General features: G+C 73.4%; 13 protein-coding genes. 2 read left to right on the plus strand and 11 right to left on the minus strand.

Features of this window, described 5'->3' with window-relative positions; genetic code table 11:
• Positions 1–46 precede the first annotated feature (46 nt).
• Entirely contained in the window at positions 47–1,465 is a 1,419-nt protein-coding gene (locus ACZ4MH_RS25600) for a diaminobutyrate--2-oxoglutarate transaminase family protein (protein WP_467754711.1), read from the minus strand.
• 358 nt (positions 1,466–1,823) lie between these two features.
• Here ACZ4MH_RS25600 and ACZ4MH_RS25605 point away from each other — a divergent pair, with 358 nt between their 5' ends.
• A complete protein-coding gene (locus ACZ4MH_RS25605) occupies positions 1,824–3,038 on the plus strand; it encodes a trypsin-like serine peptidase (RefSeq protein ID WP_351589829.1) in 1,215 nt (404 codons plus the stop codon).
• Between the two features lie 103 nt (positions 3,039–3,141).
• Here ACZ4MH_RS25605 and hflX read toward each other — a convergent pair whose 3' ends face one another.
• From hflX to miaA, 6 genes are all read right to left on the minus strand, one after another.
• The gene (gene hflX, locus ACZ4MH_RS25610; protein ID WP_351589832.1) at positions 3,142–4,641 is read right to left on the minus strand and encodes a GTPase HflX; all 1,500 of its coding nucleotides are present in this window, start codon (positions 4,639–4,641) and stop codon (positions 3,142–3,144) included.
• Positions 4,642–4,848: 207 nt separating this feature from the next.
• Positions 4,849–6,396 (minus strand): M1 family metallopeptidase, encoded by a 1,548-nt coding sequence (locus ACZ4MH_RS25615; protein WP_351589835.1) that lies wholly within the window; start codon positions 6,394–6,396, stop codon positions 4,849–4,851.
• Positions 6,397–6,513: 117 nt separating this feature from the next.
• Entirely contained in the window at positions 6,514–8,874 is a 2,361-nt protein-coding gene (locus ACZ4MH_RS25620; RefSeq protein ID WP_351589838.1) for a RelA/SpoT family protein, read from the minus strand.
• A gap of 216 nt (positions 8,875–9,090) precedes the next feature.
• Positions 9,091–9,981, minus strand: coding sequence for a diaminopimelate epimerase (gene dapF / locus ACZ4MH_RS25625; RefSeq protein ID WP_351589841.1), 891 nt, complete (start codon positions 9,979–9,981; stop codon positions 9,091–9,093).
• A 73-nt stretch (positions 9,982–10,054) separates the two neighbouring features.
• The gene (locus tag ACZ4MH_RS25630; RefSeq protein WP_351589843.1) at positions 10,055–10,645 is read right to left on the minus strand and encodes a hypothetical protein; all 591 of its coding nucleotides are present in this window, start codon (positions 10,643–10,645) and stop codon (positions 10,055–10,057) included.
• Between the two features lie 179 nt (positions 10,646–10,824).
• Positions 10,825–11,775, minus strand: coding sequence for a tRNA (adenosine(37)-N6)-dimethylallyltransferase MiaA (gene miaA, locus ACZ4MH_RS25635; RefSeq protein ID WP_351589846.1), 951 nt, complete (start codon positions 11,773–11,775; stop codon positions 10,825–10,827).
• A gap of 172 nt (positions 11,776–11,947) precedes the next feature.
• Here miaA and ACZ4MH_RS25640 point away from each other — a divergent pair, with 172 nt between their 5' ends.
• The gene (locus tag ACZ4MH_RS25640; protein ID WP_351589849.1) at positions 11,948–12,235 is read left to right on the plus strand and encodes an antitoxin; all 288 of its coding nucleotides are present in this window, start codon (positions 11,948–11,950) and stop codon (positions 12,233–12,235) included.
• Positions 12,236–12,331: 96 nt separating this feature from the next.
• Here the strand turns inward: ACZ4MH_RS25640 and ACZ4MH_RS25645 are convergent, their stop codons facing one another.
• From ACZ4MH_RS25645 to ACZ4MH_RS25660, 4 genes are all read right to left on the minus strand, one after another.
• On the minus strand, positions 12,332–13,051 hold the full coding sequence (locus ACZ4MH_RS25645) for a class III extradiol dioxygenase subunit B-like domain-containing protein (protein ID WP_351589852.1): 720 nt from the start codon (positions 13,049–13,051) through the stop codon (positions 12,332–12,334).
• 94 nt (positions 13,052–13,145) lie between these two features.
• On the minus strand, positions 13,146–14,633 hold the full coding sequence (gene miaB / locus ACZ4MH_RS25650; protein WP_351589855.1) for a tRNA (N6-isopentenyl adenosine(37)-C2)-methylthiotransferase MiaB: 1,488 nt from the start codon (positions 14,631–14,633) through the stop codon (positions 13,146–13,148).
• 93 nt (positions 14,634–14,726) lie between these two features.
• Positions 14,727–17,570: an FUSC family protein gene (locus ACZ4MH_RS25655; RefSeq protein ID WP_467754701.1), complete on the minus strand. Its 2,844-nt coding sequence runs from the start codon at positions 17,568–17,570 to the stop codon at positions 14,727–14,729.
• Positions 17,567–18,025, minus strand: coding sequence for a MarR family winged helix-turn-helix transcriptional regulator (locus ACZ4MH_RS25660; protein WP_351589861.1), 459 nt, complete (start codon positions 18,023–18,025; stop codon positions 17,567–17,569). Before ACZ4MH_RS25660 ends, ACZ4MH_RS25655 begins: the two co-directional genes overlap by 4 nt.
• Positions 18,026–18,051 lie beyond the last annotated feature (26 nt).

An 18,051-nucleotide genomic window follows, 5' to 3' on the forward strand; every position in this document is an offset into this window, starting at 1 on the left:
GGGGCGGGGCCGGCCGGGCCGTTCGTCGCAGGGCCAAGGCGTTCGGTCATGGGGTGGTGCCTCGCATGGTGGGGAGGGGCGAACCCGTCGGTCCGGGGGTGGCGCTGACCGCCGCCGCGATGGCGTCGGCGAGGCGGTCGAGTACGGCGTCGGCCTGTTCGTCGGTGAGGGTGAGCGGCGGGAGCAGGCGTACGACGGCGGAGCCGCGGCCGCCGAGCTCCACGATCAGGCCGCGGTCCAGGCACTGCTGCTGGACCTCGGCGGCCAGCAGGGAGGCGGGCGGCGGAGCGCCGTCCGGCCCCACGGGTCCTTCGGGGTCGACCAGTTCGACGCCGAGCATCAGGCCGCGGCCGCGGACGTCGCCGACGCAGTCGTGCTGCCCGGCCAGGCCGCGCAACCGGGCGAGCATGCGCGCGCCCAGCTCGGCGGCGTGGGCGGCGAGGCCGTTCTCGCGTACGTACGCGAGCGTCGCGGCGCCCGCCGCCATCGCGAGCTGGTTGCCGCGGAAGGTGCCGGCGTGCGCGCCGGGGCGCCAGGTGTCCAGCTCCTCGCGGTAGACGATCACCGCGAGCGGCAGGCTGCCGCCGATGGCCTTGGAGAGGACGAGGACGTCCGGGACGATGCCGCTGTGGTCGATCGCCCAGAAGGCGCCGGTGCGGCCGACGCCGGTCTGCACCTCGTCGACGATCAGCGGCACGTCGTGCGCGGCGGTGAGCTCGCGCATCCGGCGCAGCCAGCTGTCGGGCGCGGGGATCACGCCGCCCTCGCCCTGGACGGGCTCCAGGATCATGCCGGCCGGGCGCGGCACGCCGCTCTTGGGGTCGGCGAGGGCGTTCTCCGCCCAGCGCGCGGCCAGTTCCGCGCCGTGCGCGCCCCCGCTCTCGGAGGCATCCCCGCCCCCGCCTCCGAAGGGGCAGCGATAGGCGTACGGATACGGCAGCCGGGTCACGGAGGTGTCCCGCGCGCCCCCGGATGCGGCGAGCGCCCCCGCCGTCATGCCGTGGTACGCGCCGGTGAACGCCATCAGGCCGTCGCGTCCGGTCGCCGTCCGTACCAGCGTCAGCGCGGCCTCGACGGCGTCCGTGCCGGCCGGGCCGCAGAACTGCACCTTCCCGTGCTCGGCCAGCTCCCGCGGCAGCGTGGCGAACAGCTCGGTGGTGAAGGCGTCCTTGACGGGAGTGGCGAGATCCAGGACGTGCAGGGGCGCACCGGAGTCCAGGACGGCGCGAATCGCTTCGAGCACAACGGGGTGGTTGTGTCCGAGCGCGAGCGTGCCGGCGCCGGAGAGGCAGTCGAGATAGCGGCGGCCGTCCGCGCCCTCGATCGTCAGCCCGCGGGCGCGGACCGGGACGATGGGCAGGGAACGCGCGTACGTGCGGGCGGCGGACTCGCGGAGCGACTGCCTCCGCAGGATCTGCTCACGGTCCAGCGGCGGTGCCATCGGCGGAGGCTGGGTCAAGGCCACGGCGGTGTTGTCCTCCTGCTGTTCCACGGGCTCCCGGCGCGCTCGTCGGCGCCGGTCGCCGGCTCTGTGGGCCGCCCCGTGAACACGGACCGGCCGTCCCCCGTACGTACCAACGACATCGCGGGCACCGGATCACGGCCTCGCCAAAGATCCTTGGCGGCCGGAACCGCGGACCCGCCCGGCGCCGTCCCCCACGGCACCGGCATAGTGGGGCTCTGCATTCCGGACCGGCCACCAGAACCGGCGGAACGGTCCGAACAAGTCCATACCGATCGCCAACAGCCGCCGGACGGTCGCGAATGCGCTCGCCGGACGATCGTCGCAGCGGTCGCCGAACACACCCAGGGGGAAACAAGTCATGCGATCCATCCGCCCGTCCGCCGCCCGGCCACGTGCCGGACGCCGCACCACGCGTGGCGTCGCCGCGGCCGCGCTGGTCGGCGCGCTGGCGCTGACCGCCACCGCCTGCGGCCCCTCGGACGACAACGCCGGCTCGCAGCCGGACCAGTCGGCCGTGGACCAGCCGGGCGGCGGCGAGCTGAAGATCCCCAAGGAGCTGCAGGACAAGCTCAAGGACCTCGGCGTGAATCTGGACGACTGGAAGCACGGCGAGTGGAAGAACTGGGACAAGAAGAAGTGGCTGCGTGAGGCCGGCCAGTTCGTGAACCCCTACATCAAGGGGCTGTGGGACCCGGACCGGATGAAGGACGCCGAGCAGCCCGACAAGCCGGTCGAGCCGGAGGACATCTCCGGTGACCAGGGCGTCACCGACCCCGAGCCGGCGCCCGTGAAGGCGCAGCCGGTCAGCGCGCCGTACAGCGACAATGCGCCCGGCGTCGGCAAGGTGTTCTTCGACAGCCCCGAGGGCTCGATGGTCTGCTCGGGCGCGGTGGTCGAGGACCCGGCGCACCCGGGCAAGTCGAACCTGGTGTGGACGGCGGGGCACTGCGTGCACGCGGGCAAGAACGGCGGCTGGTACCGCAACATCGCCTTCGTGCCCTCGTACAACGACGGCGGCAAGTCCGCCGCCGAGCTGCAGGGCGCGACGAAGGAACAGCTGGCCCCGAAGGGCGTGTTCTGGGCCGACGCGGCGCAGACCTCGCAGCAGTGGATCGACGGTGGCGCGAAGACGGGCGGCCAGGGCGCGCCGTACGACTTCGCCGTGCTGCACGTGAAGCCGGAGGCGGGCAACACCAAGTCGCTGGAGGAGACGGTCGGGTCGGCCTATCCGGTGCAGTTCAACGCGCCGGCCGTGCCGAAGATCGCGTCGATGACCGCGCAGGGCTACCCGGCCGCCAAGCCGTTCGACGGCCAGACGATGCAGCAGTGCCCGGCGAAGCCCGGCCGGCTGTCGCTGGACACCGCGCAGCCCACGATGTACCGCATCGGCTGCACGATGACGGCCGGTTCGTCCGGCGGCCCGTGGTTCGCCAAGGACCAGCAGGGCCGGACGGCGCTGGTCTCCAACACCTCGATCGGGCCGGTGACCGCCACCTGGCTGGCCGGGCCGCACCTGGGCGCGGAGGCCAAGGGCGTGTACGAGGGCGTGAGCAAGAAGTTCGCGAACCAGTAGCCGGCACGCACGGCACCCGTAGCGGACATGCGTGAGGGCCCGCTCCCCGGGATGGGGAGCGGGCCCTCGTGCGTCGGTGCCACCGCCGGGCCGGCGGTGCGGCTCAGCCGCCCGCTGCCGCCGGTACGTACGGCTGCAGCTCCGCCGCCAGCTCTTCATGGACGCGGGCCTTGAGGACCGTGCCCTCCGCGGTGTGCTCCTCGGAGATCACCTCGCCCTCGGCGTGCGTCCGCGAGACCAGCTGACCGTGGGTGTACGGGACCAGCGCCTCGATCTCGACGCTGGGCCGCGGCAGCTCCTCGTCGATCAGGGCGAGCAGCTCCTCGATGCCCTGGCCCGTACGGGCCGAGACCAGGATGGCGTGCTTCTCCTGGCGCAGCAGGCGCTGCAGCACGAGCGGGTCGGCCGCGTCCGCCTTGTTGACGACCACGATCTCCGGCACGTCCTGCGCGCCGACGTCGCGGATCACCTCGCGGACGGCCGCCAGCTGCTCCTCGGGCACCGGGTGCGAGCCGTCGACCACGTGCAGGATGAGGTCGGAGTCGCCGACCTCCTCCATCGTGGAGCGGAACGCCTCGACGAGGTGGTGCGGGAGGTGCCGTACAAAGCCGACCGTGTCGGCCAGGGTGTACAGCCGCCCGCTGGGCGTCTCGGCCCGCCGGACGGTCGGGTCCAGGGTGGCGAACAGGGCGTTCTCCACCAGGACACCGGCGCCTGTGAGGCGGTTGAGCAGCGAGGACTTGCCCGCGTTCGTGTACCCCGCGATGGCTACCGAGGGGACCTTGTTGCGCCGGCGTTCCTGGCGCTTGATGTCGCGCCCGGTCTTCATCTCCGCGATCTCCCGGCGCATCTTCGCCATCTTCTCGCGGATCCGCCGCCGGTCCGTCTCGATCTTGGTCTCACCGGGACCACGGGTGGCCATGCCGCCGCCCGCCGAACCGGAGCCACCGCCACCCATCTGCCGGGACAGCGACTGACCCCAGCCGCGCAGCCGGGGGAGCATGTACTGCATCTGTGCCAGCGCGACCTGCGCCTTGCCCTCTCGGGACTTGGCGTGCTGGGCGAAGATGTCGAGGATCAGGGCGGTCCGGTCGACCACCTTGACCTTGACGACGTCCTCCAGGTGGATCAGCTGGCCGGGGCTCAGCTCACCGTCGCAGACGACGGTGTCGGCGCCGGACTCCAGCACGATGTCGCGCAGCTCCTGGGCCTTGCCCGAGCCGATGTACGTCGCCGGGTCCGGCTTGTCACGGCGCTGGATCACACCGTCCAGCACCAGCGCGCCCGCGGTCTCGGCCAGGGCGGCCAGCTCCGCGAGGGAATTCTCCGCGTCGAGGACCGTCCCGGAGGTCCATACGCCCACCAGCACCACGCGCTCCAGGCGCAGCTGTCGGTACTCGACCTCGGTGACGTCCTCGAGCTCGGTGGACAGGCCCGCCACGCGGCGCAGTGCCGCGCGCGCGGAGCGGTCGTACTGGTCGCCGTCACGCGCCCCGTCGATCTCGTGGCTCCAGGCGACGTCCTCTTCCATCAGGGCGTCGGCCCGAAGGCTCTCGTGGAGGCGCTGTCGGTCCTGCTGAGGAAGGGAAGAAGAGGAGGTCATTTGATCCTTTGTGTCGTTGGGACGTCCCGCGCAGGGCCCACTGCGGGGCCCAGGGACTCTCGATCGTGACAACGTCCGGACGCCCCGGGAGATTCCCGGCGGTCCCGGCGTCGGTGCGTCGATGGTCGCACGGCCGGTGACGCCCGTCACGCGAGTTTTGGTGCCCTGCCATTGTCCCTGGTGAGCGCGGCGGGGGTGGGCCCGGGGTCAGGATGCGTGGCCTTTCGGGCCGGGCTTCGCCTGCTCCTTCTTGACGTGCCAGTCCGGGTGGCCGGGCATCGGCGGCGTACGGGTGTCGTACAGCCAGGCGTGCAGGAAGCCGGAGAGGTCCTGGCCGTGGATGCGGGAGGCCAGCGCCACGAAGTCGGCGGTGCCGGCGACGCCGTCACGGTGCTGCTCGTACCAGGCGCGCTCCAGGCGGTCGAAGTCGGCGGCGCCGATCCGCTCGCGCAGCGCATACAGGACGAGCGCGCTGCCGTCGTAGACCACCGGGCGGAAGATGCCGATCTTCTGGCCCTTCTCCGGCGGCTTGGGGGCCGCCGGGGGCCCGCCGGCCGCCCTCCACTCGTCGGACTCCTGGTAGGCGCGCTTCATGCGGTCCTCCATGGACGCCTTGCCCTTGCTCGCGCGGTCCGCGTAGAGCGCTTCGTACCAGGTGGCGTGCGATTCGTTCAGCCAGAGGTCAGACCAGGTGCGCGGGCTGACGCTGTCGCCGAACCACTGGTGCGTCAGCTCGTGCACCATCAGTGACTCCACGTACCAGGACGGCAGCCGGTCCATGGTGAAGAGGTGCTTCTCGAACAGGGAGAGCGTCTGCGTCTCCAGCTCGAAGCCGGTCGAGGCGTCGGCCAGCAGCACCCCGTAGGTCTCGAAGGGATAGCGGCCCACCCGGCGCTCCAGCCAGGCGATCTGCCCGGGCGTCTTGGCGAGCCAGGGCTCCAGCTTCTTGCGCTCGGCGGCCGGTACGACGTCCCGTACGGGCAGCCCGTGCGGGCCCTGGCGCCGGACGACGGCGGACTTCCCCAGGGAGACCTGGGCCAGCTCGGTGGCCATCGGGTGCAGCGAACGGTACGTCCAGGTGGTGGCCGGGCCGCGGGCGCTGCGCCCGAGGGGCAGGCCGTTCGCGACGGCGGTGATGCCGCGGGGCGCGGTGATCCGGAAGGTGAAGTCGGCCTTGTCGGAGGGGTGGTCGTTGCTGGGAAAAACGCGGTGCGCGGCGTCCGCCTGGTTGGCCATGGCCAGCCCGTCGCCCGTACGGACCCAGCCGCCGTCCTTGCCGCCCTTGGGGTTGCTGGTGTGCCGGACGACGATCCGCATGTCCTGGCCCGGTTCGACGGCGCGTACCGGGGTGACCACCAGGTCCTCGTCGTGCGTGGCGTACCGCGCGGGAAGGCCGTTGACCTGCACGGACCGCACGGAGCCGCGGGCGAAGTCGAGGTTGAAGCGGTCCAGGTGGCCGGTGGCCCGGGCTGTGATCGTGGTGACCGCGTCCAGCGGGGCGTCGTTGCGTCCGGAGTACTTCAGGGCGATGTCGTACGCGCCGACGTCGTAGCCGGGGTTGCCGAGGTGCGGGTAGAGGCGGTCGCCGAGCCCCTGGGGGCCGGGCTCCGGCGCGCCCGCCGCCAGGAGGGCGCCGACGGCCAGCACCGCCGGGACGGCGCGGCGGCAGGCCACGAGGCGGCGCGGTGCGAGGGGGCGCGGCAGGTCCGGCGCCTGGCGGGTGGGGGACGCGGTACGGCGGGACGTAAAGGGCATGCGTTACCGCTACCAGCACGGCCGCCCCCGTGAACGGTGGCACGGCAGGGCAGCACCCGAACGAGCGGTTCCGGCCGCTTCCCGGGCGCGTCGCCGAAGACGTCGGAGACGCGCGCCTCAGAGGTGGACGGGCGCGACCGGGCGGCTGCGGCCCGCGCGCAGGACGTCGAAGACGCCCGGCACCTGGCGCATCGCCCGCATCAGGGAGGGCAGTTCGGCGGCGTCCGGGAGGTGCAGCGTGTACGTGTGCCGTACTCGCTGCTCACGGGGCGGCTCCACGTCGGCGGAGACGACGGCGGCGCCCTGCGCGGCGATGGCTTCGGTGAGGTCGGCCAGCAGCCGGGGCCTGCTGAACGCCTCGGCGAGCAGCGTGACGCGGCAGCCCTGGTCCGGGGCGGCCGAGCGCCGCCAGTGCACCCCTACGGGCGCCCGCCCGGCCGCCGCCATCCGGGCCACGGCCGGACACAGGGCGCGGTGCACGGTCACGATGCCGCCCCGTACGGCGAAGCCGGTGACCTTGTCGGGCGGCACGGGGGTGCAGCAGCCGGCCAGCCGGACCGTCGCGTCGGGGAGATCGGCGACGGCGGGGACGGGCGGGCGGGGGCGCCGCGCTCCGGGGGCCTCATCGGCGTCCACGGGGTCGGCGTTGCCCGCCTCGATGGCGGGGCTCTGCTCCCCGGGCTCTTCAGTGGTTTCCTCGGGGCCCTGGGCCGCGTCGCTCTCGGTGCCGCGCTCCGGGGCCTCCGCGGTCTCGCGGAGCTCGGTGCCGGCGTCCCGTTCCGCGCGTTCCGCGCCCGGGTGGGCGGTGAGCCAGCGGGAGATGGCGAGGCGGGCAGCGGGCGTGCGCGCGTACTCCAGCCACTGCGGGGAGGGGCCCGCCGCGGAGTCCGGGGCCATGAGCAGGTGCAGGCTGTCGCCGTCGCGGAGGATCGTCGAGAGGGTCGCCAGGCGGCCGTTCACACGCGCGCCGATGCAACAGTGCGCCCCGGCTCCATGGAGTGCGTACGCGGCGTCCACGCAGCTCGCGCCCGCCTGCAGCCGGATCGCGCCGCGGTCGCCCGAGGAATCCGCGGCCGTCTCGCGCGCCGTGTCCGCTCCCCCGCCGAAGCCGCCGTCCGCGCGGAAGACCGTGATCTCCCGGTCCTCGGCCAGGTCGTCCCGGAGCGAGGTCCAGAACGTGTCCGGGTCGGGAGCGACCTGCTGCCACTCCAGGAGCCGTGAGAGCCAGCCGGGGCGGGTGGGGTCCACCCGCTCCCCGTCGGGCGCCTCAGCGGCCTCCGACGGGCCGTACGGGCCGCCCTCGGCGGGGACGTGGGGGTCGCCCAGCGCGATCACCCCGGCCTCGGCCACCCGGTGCATCCGGTGGGTGCGGATAAGCGTTTCGGCAATCTCGCCGTGCTCGCTCGTCACGGCGGTGTGCAGCGACTGGTACAGGTTGAACTTGGGCGCCGCGATGAAGTCCTTGAACTCCGAGACGACCGGCGTGAAGCACGTGTGCAGCTCGCCCAGTACGGCGTAACAGTCCGCGTCCTCGGTGACCAGCACCAGCAGCCGCCCCAGATCCGCGCCGGTCAGCTCGCCGCGCCCTATCCGCACCCGGTGCACCGAGACGAAGTGCCGCGGCCGGACGAGGACTTCGGCGTCGATACCCGCGTCGTGCAGAACGGCGCGCATCCGCTCGGCGACGGCCGCGAGCGGGTCGGGGCGCTCGGCGTGCTGCCGTACGAGGGTGCGGGTGGCGGCGTACTCCTCCGGGTGCAGGATCGCGAAGACCAGGTCCTCCAGCTCGGTCTTGAGCGCCTGGACACCGAGGCGTTCGGCGAGCGGGATCAGCACGTCGCGGGTGACCTTGGCGATCCTGGCCTGCTTCTCGGGGCGCATCACACCGAGGGTGCGCATGTTGTGCAGCCGGTCGGCGAGCTTGATCGTCATCACCCGGACGTCGTTGCCCGTGGCCAGCAGCATCTTGCGGAAGGTCTCCGGCTCGGCCGCCGCACCGTAGTCGACCTTCTCCAGCTTGGTGACGCCGTCGACCAGGAAGCGCACCTCCTCGCCGAACTCCGCGCCCACCTGATCGAGCGTCACCTCCGTGTCCTCGACCGTGTCGTGGAGCAGAGAGGCGGTCAACGACGTGGTCTCCGCGCCCAGTTCGGCGAGGATGAGCGTCACGGCGAGGGGGTGCGTGATGTACGGCTCGCCGCTCTTGCGCATCTGCCCCCGGTGCGAGGACTCGGCGAGCGCGTACGCCTTGCTGAGGACCGCCAGGTCGGCGTCCGGGTGGTGGGCGCGGTGGACCTTGGCGACGTGCTCCAGGGCGTCGGGCAGGCCGTCGCGCGGCATGGGGCCCAGCAGCGCCGCGCGGCTGAACCGGCGCAGGCCTCTCAGCTCCAGACGGGGGCGGCCGCGTTTGCGGGCCGGAACCCCTGCCGGGTGAAACTCTGCGGGCGCACCGCTGGGTTCAGTGGCCTCTGCGCTCATGGGGCACCTCCGGCAGCATCGACCGGCGGCCGGACGCGATCAGGCGGTGACGGCGGTGTCCGGGCCGGTGCTTGATGCTACCGAGCCCATCACGCACCGCTCACCGCCTCTCGCCCAGAGTGAAACGGATCACCCATTCGAGCGAATCTTCAGCGGTGCCCCGTGACCCTGCGAGAGGCTTTCCGGGACGACTGCCGAGCCGGCCGGACGCCGGTCTCAGGCGGTGGCCGCGGCCAGCCAGGCGGGGTCGATCGTGCCCTCGGCGACGATCACCGCGGGGCCCGTCATCTCGACCGTGCCGTCCGGCAGCTCGGTGATCACGAGCCGGCCGCCGGGGACGTCGACGGTGTACGCGACGGGGCTGCCCGTGATCGCGGGGTCGTCGCCGTCCCTGCGGGCGGCGGCGACGGCGACCGCGCAGGCGCCCGTGCCGCAGGAGCGGGTCTCGCCGGAGCCGCGCTCGTGGACCCGCATCGCGACGTGGCGCGGGCCGCGGTCGGCGACGAACTCGACGTTGACCCCGTCCGGATAGACGGCGGCGGGGCTGAACGGCGGAGCGCTGAGCAGGTCCCCGGCGTGGTCGAGGTCCTCGACGAAGGCGACGGCGTGCGGATTGCCCATGTTCACGTTGAGCGCGGGCCAGCTGCGGTCGCCGACCGTGACCGTGACCTGCTCCTCGGGGAGCTCGGCGCGGCCCATGGTGACGGTGACCTCGCCCGTCCCGGGGCCCGCGGCGTCCTTGGCGAGGTGCACACGGCGCACGCCCGCCCGGGTGGCGATGGCCAGGTCGCCGGCCTCGACCAGCCCGGCGTGCTCCAGATAACGCGCGAACACCCGGACGCCGTTGCCGCACATCTCGGCGACCGAGCCGTCGCCGTTGCGGTAGTCCATGAACCACTCGGCCTCGTCGGCCATCGCGCGCGCCTCGGGATGCGCCGCGGACCGTACGACGTGCAGCACGCCGTCGCCGCCGATGCCGGCCCGGCGGTCGCAGAGCCGCGCGACCAGCGACGCGGGCAGCTCCAGCCGACCGTCCGGGTCGGGGACGATCACGAAGTCGTTCTCGGTGCCGTGGCCCTTGAGGAAGGCGATGCGCTCGTTGCTCACCCTTGAATCGTACGGGGCACCACCGACAGCGGCCGCATCCGGGCGCGCCGCGTACGGAGGCGGGGCGGGGCGCTCAGCGCAGCCGGGCCACGCGCCAGATCGCGAGGGCCGCGAGCACCAGGACGACCGCGACGTACACGGCCACCACCCGCCAGTCCGTGCGCCGGCCCGAACCGCGGGCCGCCAGGCCCGGCCAGGTGTGGCCGACCCGGCGGGCGGCCATCATGCCCCAGCCGGCCGCGCAGCAGCACAGCAGCAGCCCGAGCATCGCGAACACGGCGCCGCCGTCCCCGCCGAATTCGAACGCCAGCGGAAAGGCGAACATCAGTGAGCCGACGGCGGCCAGCCCCACGATGGGGGCGAGCTGCCACAGGCGGAGGCGGCGCGGCGGCCGCAGCTCCCGGAAGGACGCGGCGTCCTCGGCCGGCCGGTCGTCCTCCGGCTGCGCGTCGGGCCCGTCGGAACCGTCCAGCGCGGTCGCGTCCTCCAGGCCCGCGTCGCCCGCCGGCCCGTCGTCGTCCTGGAAGAGGTCCTCGTCCGGGAGCGGGGCGTCCTCGGCGGGGCGGTCCTCGGCGGCGGCCCTGTCGCCGCGCGGCAGTCCGGTGCCGGCGGCCGGTCCGGCGTCGTCGAGCGCCGGCGTCCGGCCCGGCCCGTGACCGGTCATCGGTTCCCCTCCGGCGCGCTGTTCACGCGGTGCTTCCGGCTGGTGCGCTCTGCTGCGAGGGCGGGCCTCCATCGCCAAAGCCCTCCCAGTTCCAGACGCCACGGCTCGGTCGATGGTCGATAATGACACGCCCTCAGGGGGCCCGATGACGGCCGGAGCGTCCCGATGCCAGGACGTGATCAGGCTGTGACCGGTCGTTCGAGCAACGCCAGCGCGCGCTCCGGAAGTTCCTCCCGGACCTCGGCGGCACCGCTGAGCCAGTGGACCCGAGGGTCCCGCCGGAACCACGAGTCCTGGCGGCGCGCGAAGCGCTTGGTGGCGCGCACGGTCTCGGCCCGCGCCTCGTCCTCGGTGCACTCCCCCGCGAGGTACGCCAGCACCTGCTGGTACCCGAGCGCGCGGGACGCCGTACGCCCTTCGCGCAGGCCCTGCGCCTCCAGCGCGCGTACCTCCGCCACGAGCCCCGCCTCCCACATGCGGTCCACTCGTACGGTGATCCGCTCGTCCAGTTCGGGGCGGGCCACGTCGACGCCGATCTGCACGGTGCCGGCGTAGACCTCGCGCTGGTCACCGGGGCCGGGCAGATTCGCCGTGAAGGGGCGCCCGGTGATCTCGATGACCTCCAGGGCGCGGACGATGCGGCGCCCGTTGCTCGGCAGGATCGCGCGCGCCGCCTCGGGGTCGGCGGCCGCCAGCCGGGCGTGCAGCACGCCGCTGCCCTCCTGCTCCAGCTCGGCCTCCAGCCGGGCGCGCACCTCGGGGTCGGTCCCGGGGAACTCCAGGTTGTCCAGCGCGCCGCGCACGTAGAGGCCGGAGCCGCCCACCAGGACGGCGGTGCGCCCCCGGTCGAGCAGCCGGTCGATCTCGGCGCGGGCCAGCCGCTGGTACTCCGCGACGCTCGCCGCCTGGGTCACGTCCCAGATGTCCAGGAGGTGGTGCGGTACGCCGCCCCGCTCCTCCTGGGCGAGCTTGGCGGTACCGATGTCCATGCCCCGGTACAGCTGCATGGAGTCGGCGTTGACGACCTCGCCGCCGAAGCGCTGGGCGAGGGCGACGCCCAGATCGGACTTGCCGGCCGCGGTGGGGCCGACAACGGCGATGACCCGCGGTGCGGGAACTGCGTTGTTCACCGCGCCAGTCTGTCAAACCGCGCGGGCGGTTTCGAACGAGGCACCGTACGGCCCGCTCTCAGAAGGACCCCTCGCCGCGCGAACACAGGCGGGGTTTGGCCCGCAAGAGTAGGGTAAAGCCCAGGTATGGGCGTTTTTGAACCATGCGTCCTCCGACCAAGGAAGGTGGCTCATGGGCCTGCTGGACAATCTCAAGGCCAAGGCCGGCCTCCTCAAGGGCAAGGCCGGTGACCTCGCACATCAGCACGGGGACAAGATCGATCAGGGCTTGGACAAGGCCGGGAGGGCGGCCGACTCCAGGACGAAGGGCAAGTACAGCGGCCAGATCGGCACCGGCACGACCAAGGCGAAGGAAGCGCTGCGCCGGATGTCGGAGAACCAGGGCAAGCACACCCGCGGCACGGACGGCGGGACCGCCGAGGGGCCGGGCGAGGAGAGGCGGCCGGGCGACCCGATGTGAGGCGGCCGGGGCCCGCAGACCGATGGCCGGGGATCCGAGTGGTCCCCGGCCATCGCCGTCCGCAGGTGCGGCGCTGTGCGGCCCGTGGCGGGCCGGTCAGGACCAGGCGGCCACGAAGTACCCGACCCCGTACGGCGCCTCCTCGTGAAGCAGCTCGCCGCCCAGCCCGGCCCCTTCCGCGGCCCCGGCCAGGACCTGCCAGCAGGCGCGGCCCGAGACCTTGAGCGACTGCGCGGGCTCCTCGTCCAGCGCCCCGAGTGCGGCGGCGTCCGCGCCGCCCAGCATGCGGGCGAGCTCCGCGTCGAACGCCTCGGCGCGCTCGTCGTAGTAGCCGGGCGCCTTGACCGTACGGCAGGCGCTGCCGTCGCCCATGACCAGCAGTGCCACGCGCTCGGCCGACGCCGCGAGCTGGCGTCCGGCGCCCAGGCACTTCTCCGGTTCGAGCGGCTCGCCCACCCCGAGGGCGGTCACGGGAACGCCGCTCCAGTCCGCGCGCTCCAGGAGCCACGCTCCGATGGACAAGGAGGGCGGCAGCCGCCTGCCCTCCGCGGCGCCTTCGCCGTCCGGTGCGCCGAGTCGTACGGAGAGGTCCACGCCGAATCCGGCGAAGGATCCCGGGGCCCCCTCCTTGAACGCCCCGCGGCCTTCGGGCTCGGCGGGGCCGACGACGACCAGCCGGTCGGCCCGCGCGGCCGCGAGCACGCCGACCGCGTCCGTACAGGCGGCCCGCAGGCCGTCCAGTTCGTACGCGGCGCCGCCGGCGACCTCGGGGACGAGCAGCGGCGGACAGGGACACAAAGCAGCAGCTACGAGCATGTTCCGCAGCGTATCCCCGCCGCCGTGGGGGGTCCGTCCGCGGCCCCGTACCCGGGACACGTGGCCGGGGCGGGAACGGGGCCGGGAGGGGCGCTCAGGAGGTCGGGCAGCAGCCGCCCGCGGGCTCGGCCGGAGCGGGCGCGGGGGCTCCGACCGTCGGCAGGCCGAGCATGACCCCGGCGGGCTGCGCCGGAGCGGCGTTGCGGCGCTCCCAGGCGTCGCCCGAGCGGGTCCGGCGGACCGCGACGGCCTCGCCCTCGGCGAGCAGGTGGTGCGGGGCCGCGTACGTGATCTCGACCGTCACCATGTCGCCGGGGCGCACCTCGGTGGCCGGCTTGGTGAAGTGCACGAGGCGGTTGTCGGGCGCGCGCCCCGAGAGGCGGTGCGTGGCGCCGTCCTTGCGGCCCTCGCCCTCGGCGACCATGACCTCGACGGTGCGGCCGACCTGCTTCTTGTTCTCCGCCCAGGAGATCTCCTCCTGGAGGGCGACCAGCCGCTCGTAGCGGGCCTGGACGACCTCCTTGGGGATCTGTCCCTCCATGGTCGCGGCCGGGGTGCCGGGGCGCTTGGAGTACTGGAAGGTGAACGCCTGCGCGAAGCGGGACTCGCGCACGGTGTGCAGCGTCTGTTCGAAGTCCTCCTCGGTCTCGCCGGGGAAGCCCACGATGATGTCGGTGGAGATGGCCGCGTCCGGCATGGCCGCGCGGACCTTCTCGATGATCCCGAGGAAGCGCTCCTGGCGGTAGGAGCGGCGCATGGCCTTCAGGACGGTGTCCGAGCCGGACTGCAGCGGCATGTGGAGCTGCGGCATGACGTTCGGCGTCTCGGCCATGGCGGCGATCACGTCGTCGGTGAAGTCGCGGGGGTGCGGGGAGGTGAAGCGGACCCGCTCCAGGCCCTCGATCTTCCCGCAGGCGCGCAGCAGCTTGGAGAACGCCTCACGGTCGCCGATGTCGGAGCCGTAGGCGTTGACGTTCTGGCCGAGCAGGGTGATCTCGGAGACGCCCTCGGAGACCAGGGTCTCGATCTCGGCGAGGATGTCGCCGGGCCGGCGGTCCTTCTCCTTGCCGCGCAGCGCAGGGACGATGCAGAAGGTGCAGGTGTTGTTGCAGCCGACGGAGATGGAGACCCAGGCCGCGTACGCGCTCTCGCGGCGGGTGGGCAGCGTGGAGGGGAACGCCTCCAGCGACTCGGCGATCTCGACCTGGGCCTCTTCCTGGACGCGGGCGCGCTCCAGGAGGACCGGCAGCTTGCCGATGTTGTGCGTACCGAAGACGACGTCCACCCAGGGCGCCTTCTTGACGATGGTGTCGCGGTCCTTCTGTGCCAGACAGCCGCCGACGGCGATCTGCATACCGGGCCGCGCGGTCTTCTTCGGGGCGAGCTGGCCGAGATTGCCGTAGAGCTTGTTGTCGGCGTTCTCGCGCACCGCGCAGGTGTTGAAGACGACGACGTCCGCACCGTCGGCGCCCTCGGGCGCTGGCACGTACCCGGCGTCCTCCAGCAGGCCGGCCAGCCGCTCGGAGTCATGGACGTTCATCTGGCACCCGTGGGTGCGCACCTCGTATGTCTTCGCACTCATCTCAATCGACCAGGGTACGTGTTCCCGAAGGCCGTCCGCCCCCTCCGGGGGCATCCCGGAGGGGGCGGACGGACAGGGGGCGGGTTCAGCGGGTCAGGGGCGCGGGGCGGGCTTCAGCTCGATGTCGTGGTGGACGTCGCCCCGGGAGGGGTCCACCGCCACGAAGCGGGCTGTCGGGGCGTGCGCCGAGCCGGAGGCGATCACGGTGTAGCCGCCGGGCTCCAGGCCCGTGATGCGGTACCGGCCGCCGGTCGCCCGGACGCCCGCGCGGCGCTTGCCGCGGTCGCTGACGACCGTGATCCACGCCTCGCAGCCGCCGGGGTGTTCCGGGCAGTGCAGGGAACCGCTGACGGTGCACGTGCCGGCCGAGGAGGCCGTACGGGCGCCGGAGGGCGCCGTACGTCCGCGGGGCGCGGCAGCGGGCGCCTGAGCGGCCTTGGCGGGCTGCTGCGGGGCTGCTGCGCCCGCCGTGGCGCCGGTGGCCACCGGGACCTGCTTCGCGCCCGGCTCACCCTCGTGCCGGGTGTGCGCGAGCCAGGCGGCCAGGGCCGCCTGCGTGCGGCGGTCCAGCGTGGCGGCGGCGTGCCGCGCGGCCGCGCCGGCCCTCGTCGCCGAGGCGGACTCGGTGGCCGGCTCCGGCTCGGGGGACGCGGTCGTGACGGTCAGGCCGCGGTCCTCGGCGTAACCGGCCAGCGCCTCGTCCAGCGCGGCCAGCTCCCGCAGCGCCAGGTGGAGGCGGTCGGCGCGGGGCCCGGCCGGTGCGCGCAGCACGTCCTCCAGCTCCCGGATGAGCGGGCTGACGCGTACCCAGGTGCCGCTGGGCTCCCCCGTGGCGAAGCGCCGGTCGAGGGCGTGCAGGGACTCCACGAAGGTGGCGGTGATCCGCTCGACGCGCCGGCCCAGCTCCGGGGCGAGGTCGATGTCGATGTCCGCGGCGGCGGCGAGGGAGCGGGCGTGTCCGGTGGCGGCGGTGAGCAGCGCGAGGCGGTTCTCGGCGCCGCGGCCGCGGACGCCCATCGGCATCCGGACCAGCGGCCGGGCCACGCCGCGCACCTGGTACAGCGCCGCGTCCACACCACGGGCCGCGCCGCGCAGCCGTACCGGGGCGGCGGGGTCCTGCCAGCGCTCGGCAACCTGGGACAGCAGGTGTTCCAGCGCGGAGACGTAGCCGCGCTCGGCCTCCTGGGCGATCTTGCGGCTGGAGACCGGGAAGATCAGCGCGGCGCAGGCGGTGGCGATGACGATGCCGAGCCCGTTGTCGAGCAGGCGCTCGCTGAGCAGCTTCTCCATGCCCGTGTACGGGGTGGACAGGCCGTAGAGCTGGACCAGGGCCGTGACCAGGCCGGCGACCCAGTAGGCGTACTGGCGCTGCATGCCCCAGGAGCCGATGGCCAGTCCGGCCACGATGACGACGAGCGTCCAATAGATGTGCCCGGGACCGATCAGGCGAAGCAGTACGACACCGACGACGGCGCCGACGATGGTGCCCGCCATACGGTGGCCGAGCTTGCGCAGCCTCTCGTGGGTGGTGTTGGTACCGAACAGCGTGATCATCACGCCGACCAGGCCCCAGTAGAAGCGCTGCGGGTTGATGGCGTCGGTGATGGGGCACACGATGGCGGCGGCGAGCCCGGCGTGCACGGGGGCGCGCAGGTACGGGACCACCCGCCGCCAGCCCTTCTCGCTCTGTGCGGCGATGACCCGGCGGGCGACCGCTCCGGTACCGGCCGGGCGGTTCTGCTCCAGCGCGACGGTGGGCTGGAAGGGCACCTTGGCGCGGGCGCTGGGCGCGTTCCAGCCGAGGTCGAGCCAGTGGGCGAGGGAGTCGGCGAGCGTGTCCAGGAGGTGGCCGACCCGGCGGGCCAGCGCGGCGGCCTCGGCCTCTTCGGAGCCCGCGTCGGCGGCCTCCAGTACGGCGTTGGCCTGCTGCTGGATGAGCTGGGCGGCGGGGCGCAGCGCGTCGGCGCGGCCGAGCGGGGTGTCCCGGGTGATGACCAGGCCGACGACCATGGCCTCCCGGAGATGCGCCGGCGCCTGGAGGCGGGTGAGCTGCTGGACGCACTGGCCGATGCCCTTCAGGGCCAGCTCGGCGTCGAACAGGTGGCGGTGGAGGAGCTCGGCGGTGTCGGGGTCGGCGGCGACCTCGGGCTGGGCGAGGCGGCCGTCGATGGTGACGGTCGTGACGTTCAGACGGCGCAGGCTGCGCCGCATCCGCTTGACGGCGACCTCGTGGTCGGCGTCGGGGTCCAGCGCGTCGGTGGCGGCGTCGGCGACCCGGCGGGCCTCGACGACGAAGGCACGCTGCGTACGGAGCAGGTCCTCGCGCGGCATCGGGTAGCACAGCGCGAGGCGGGTGAGCAGGATGGCGACGGCGGAGACCAGGGCGACGAGGAACATCTCGCCGCAGAGGTTCAGCGGGACGTTCGCCATCATGCCGACCATGAAGGCGTTGAAGAGCAGCATGCCGGCCAGCAGCGCGAGGGTGCCGAACCGGGCGAGGAAGAACGTCACCGCGAGCGCGGCCACCATGATGGTGAGTTCGAGCGCGCGGTACTGGTGCAGCCAGGCGGCGAGCGGCAGCGCGGCGGAGAACGGGAACGGCATCCACACGATGGCCTTGGTCAACCGCTGCCAGGTGTTCTCGGCGATGGCGAACGCGCTCATCAGGCCCATCATGCCGCCGGCCATCATGCCCAGCATGGCGGGCAGGCCGAGCGCCACGGACATCCCGTAACCGGTCGCGAGCCCGGTGATCATGGCGACCAGCGTCCGCCACCCGGCCTGCAGCTGGCCGAGTCCGGGGTCGGCGGCGAGCACCCAGTCCCACCAGCGTCTCGGCCCGCCGACGCGCCGGGGTGCCACGGCGCTGTCGCGGGCCGGATCGCGGCCGGTACGGCCGTCGGTGATGTCCGGGGTTTCGGTGGCTGGCGTGGTCAACTGACCTCCGGTTCGATGGCATGCAGGACGGTCGTTACGGCATCCCGGGCGGCGCCCACGGCGCGCTCCGGTTCGTCGACGTTCGAGCGCAGCCCTTCGAGGAGCGCCGCGGCCATCCGCTGCCGCGCGCGCTCCAGCAGCTCCCGGCCGGCGGGCGTCAGCGAGGTCTCGATGCAGCGCCGGTCGTGGGCGCTGCGCTCGCGCTGGACGAGTCCGCGCTCCTCCAGCTCCTGCAGGACCACGGTGACCCGGGGCTGCGCGATGCCGGTGCGCGCGGCGAGTCCGGTGACCCGCAGGGGGCCGCCCTCCAGGGCGTCCAGGAGCGAGACGTGCGTACGCGGCAGGCCGAATTCACCGAGCCGGAAAAGTGCCTGGGAGAGCCTGCCGATGCCCCGGAGGAGCCCGCGAGCGGCGTTCTCGATGCGCTGTTCGTCGGACGTCGACGATGAATGCATACAGCAATTATATAACAGAGATATGC

The sequence above is a fragment of the Streptomyces sp. NPDC026301 genome, from assembly GCF_055567935.1.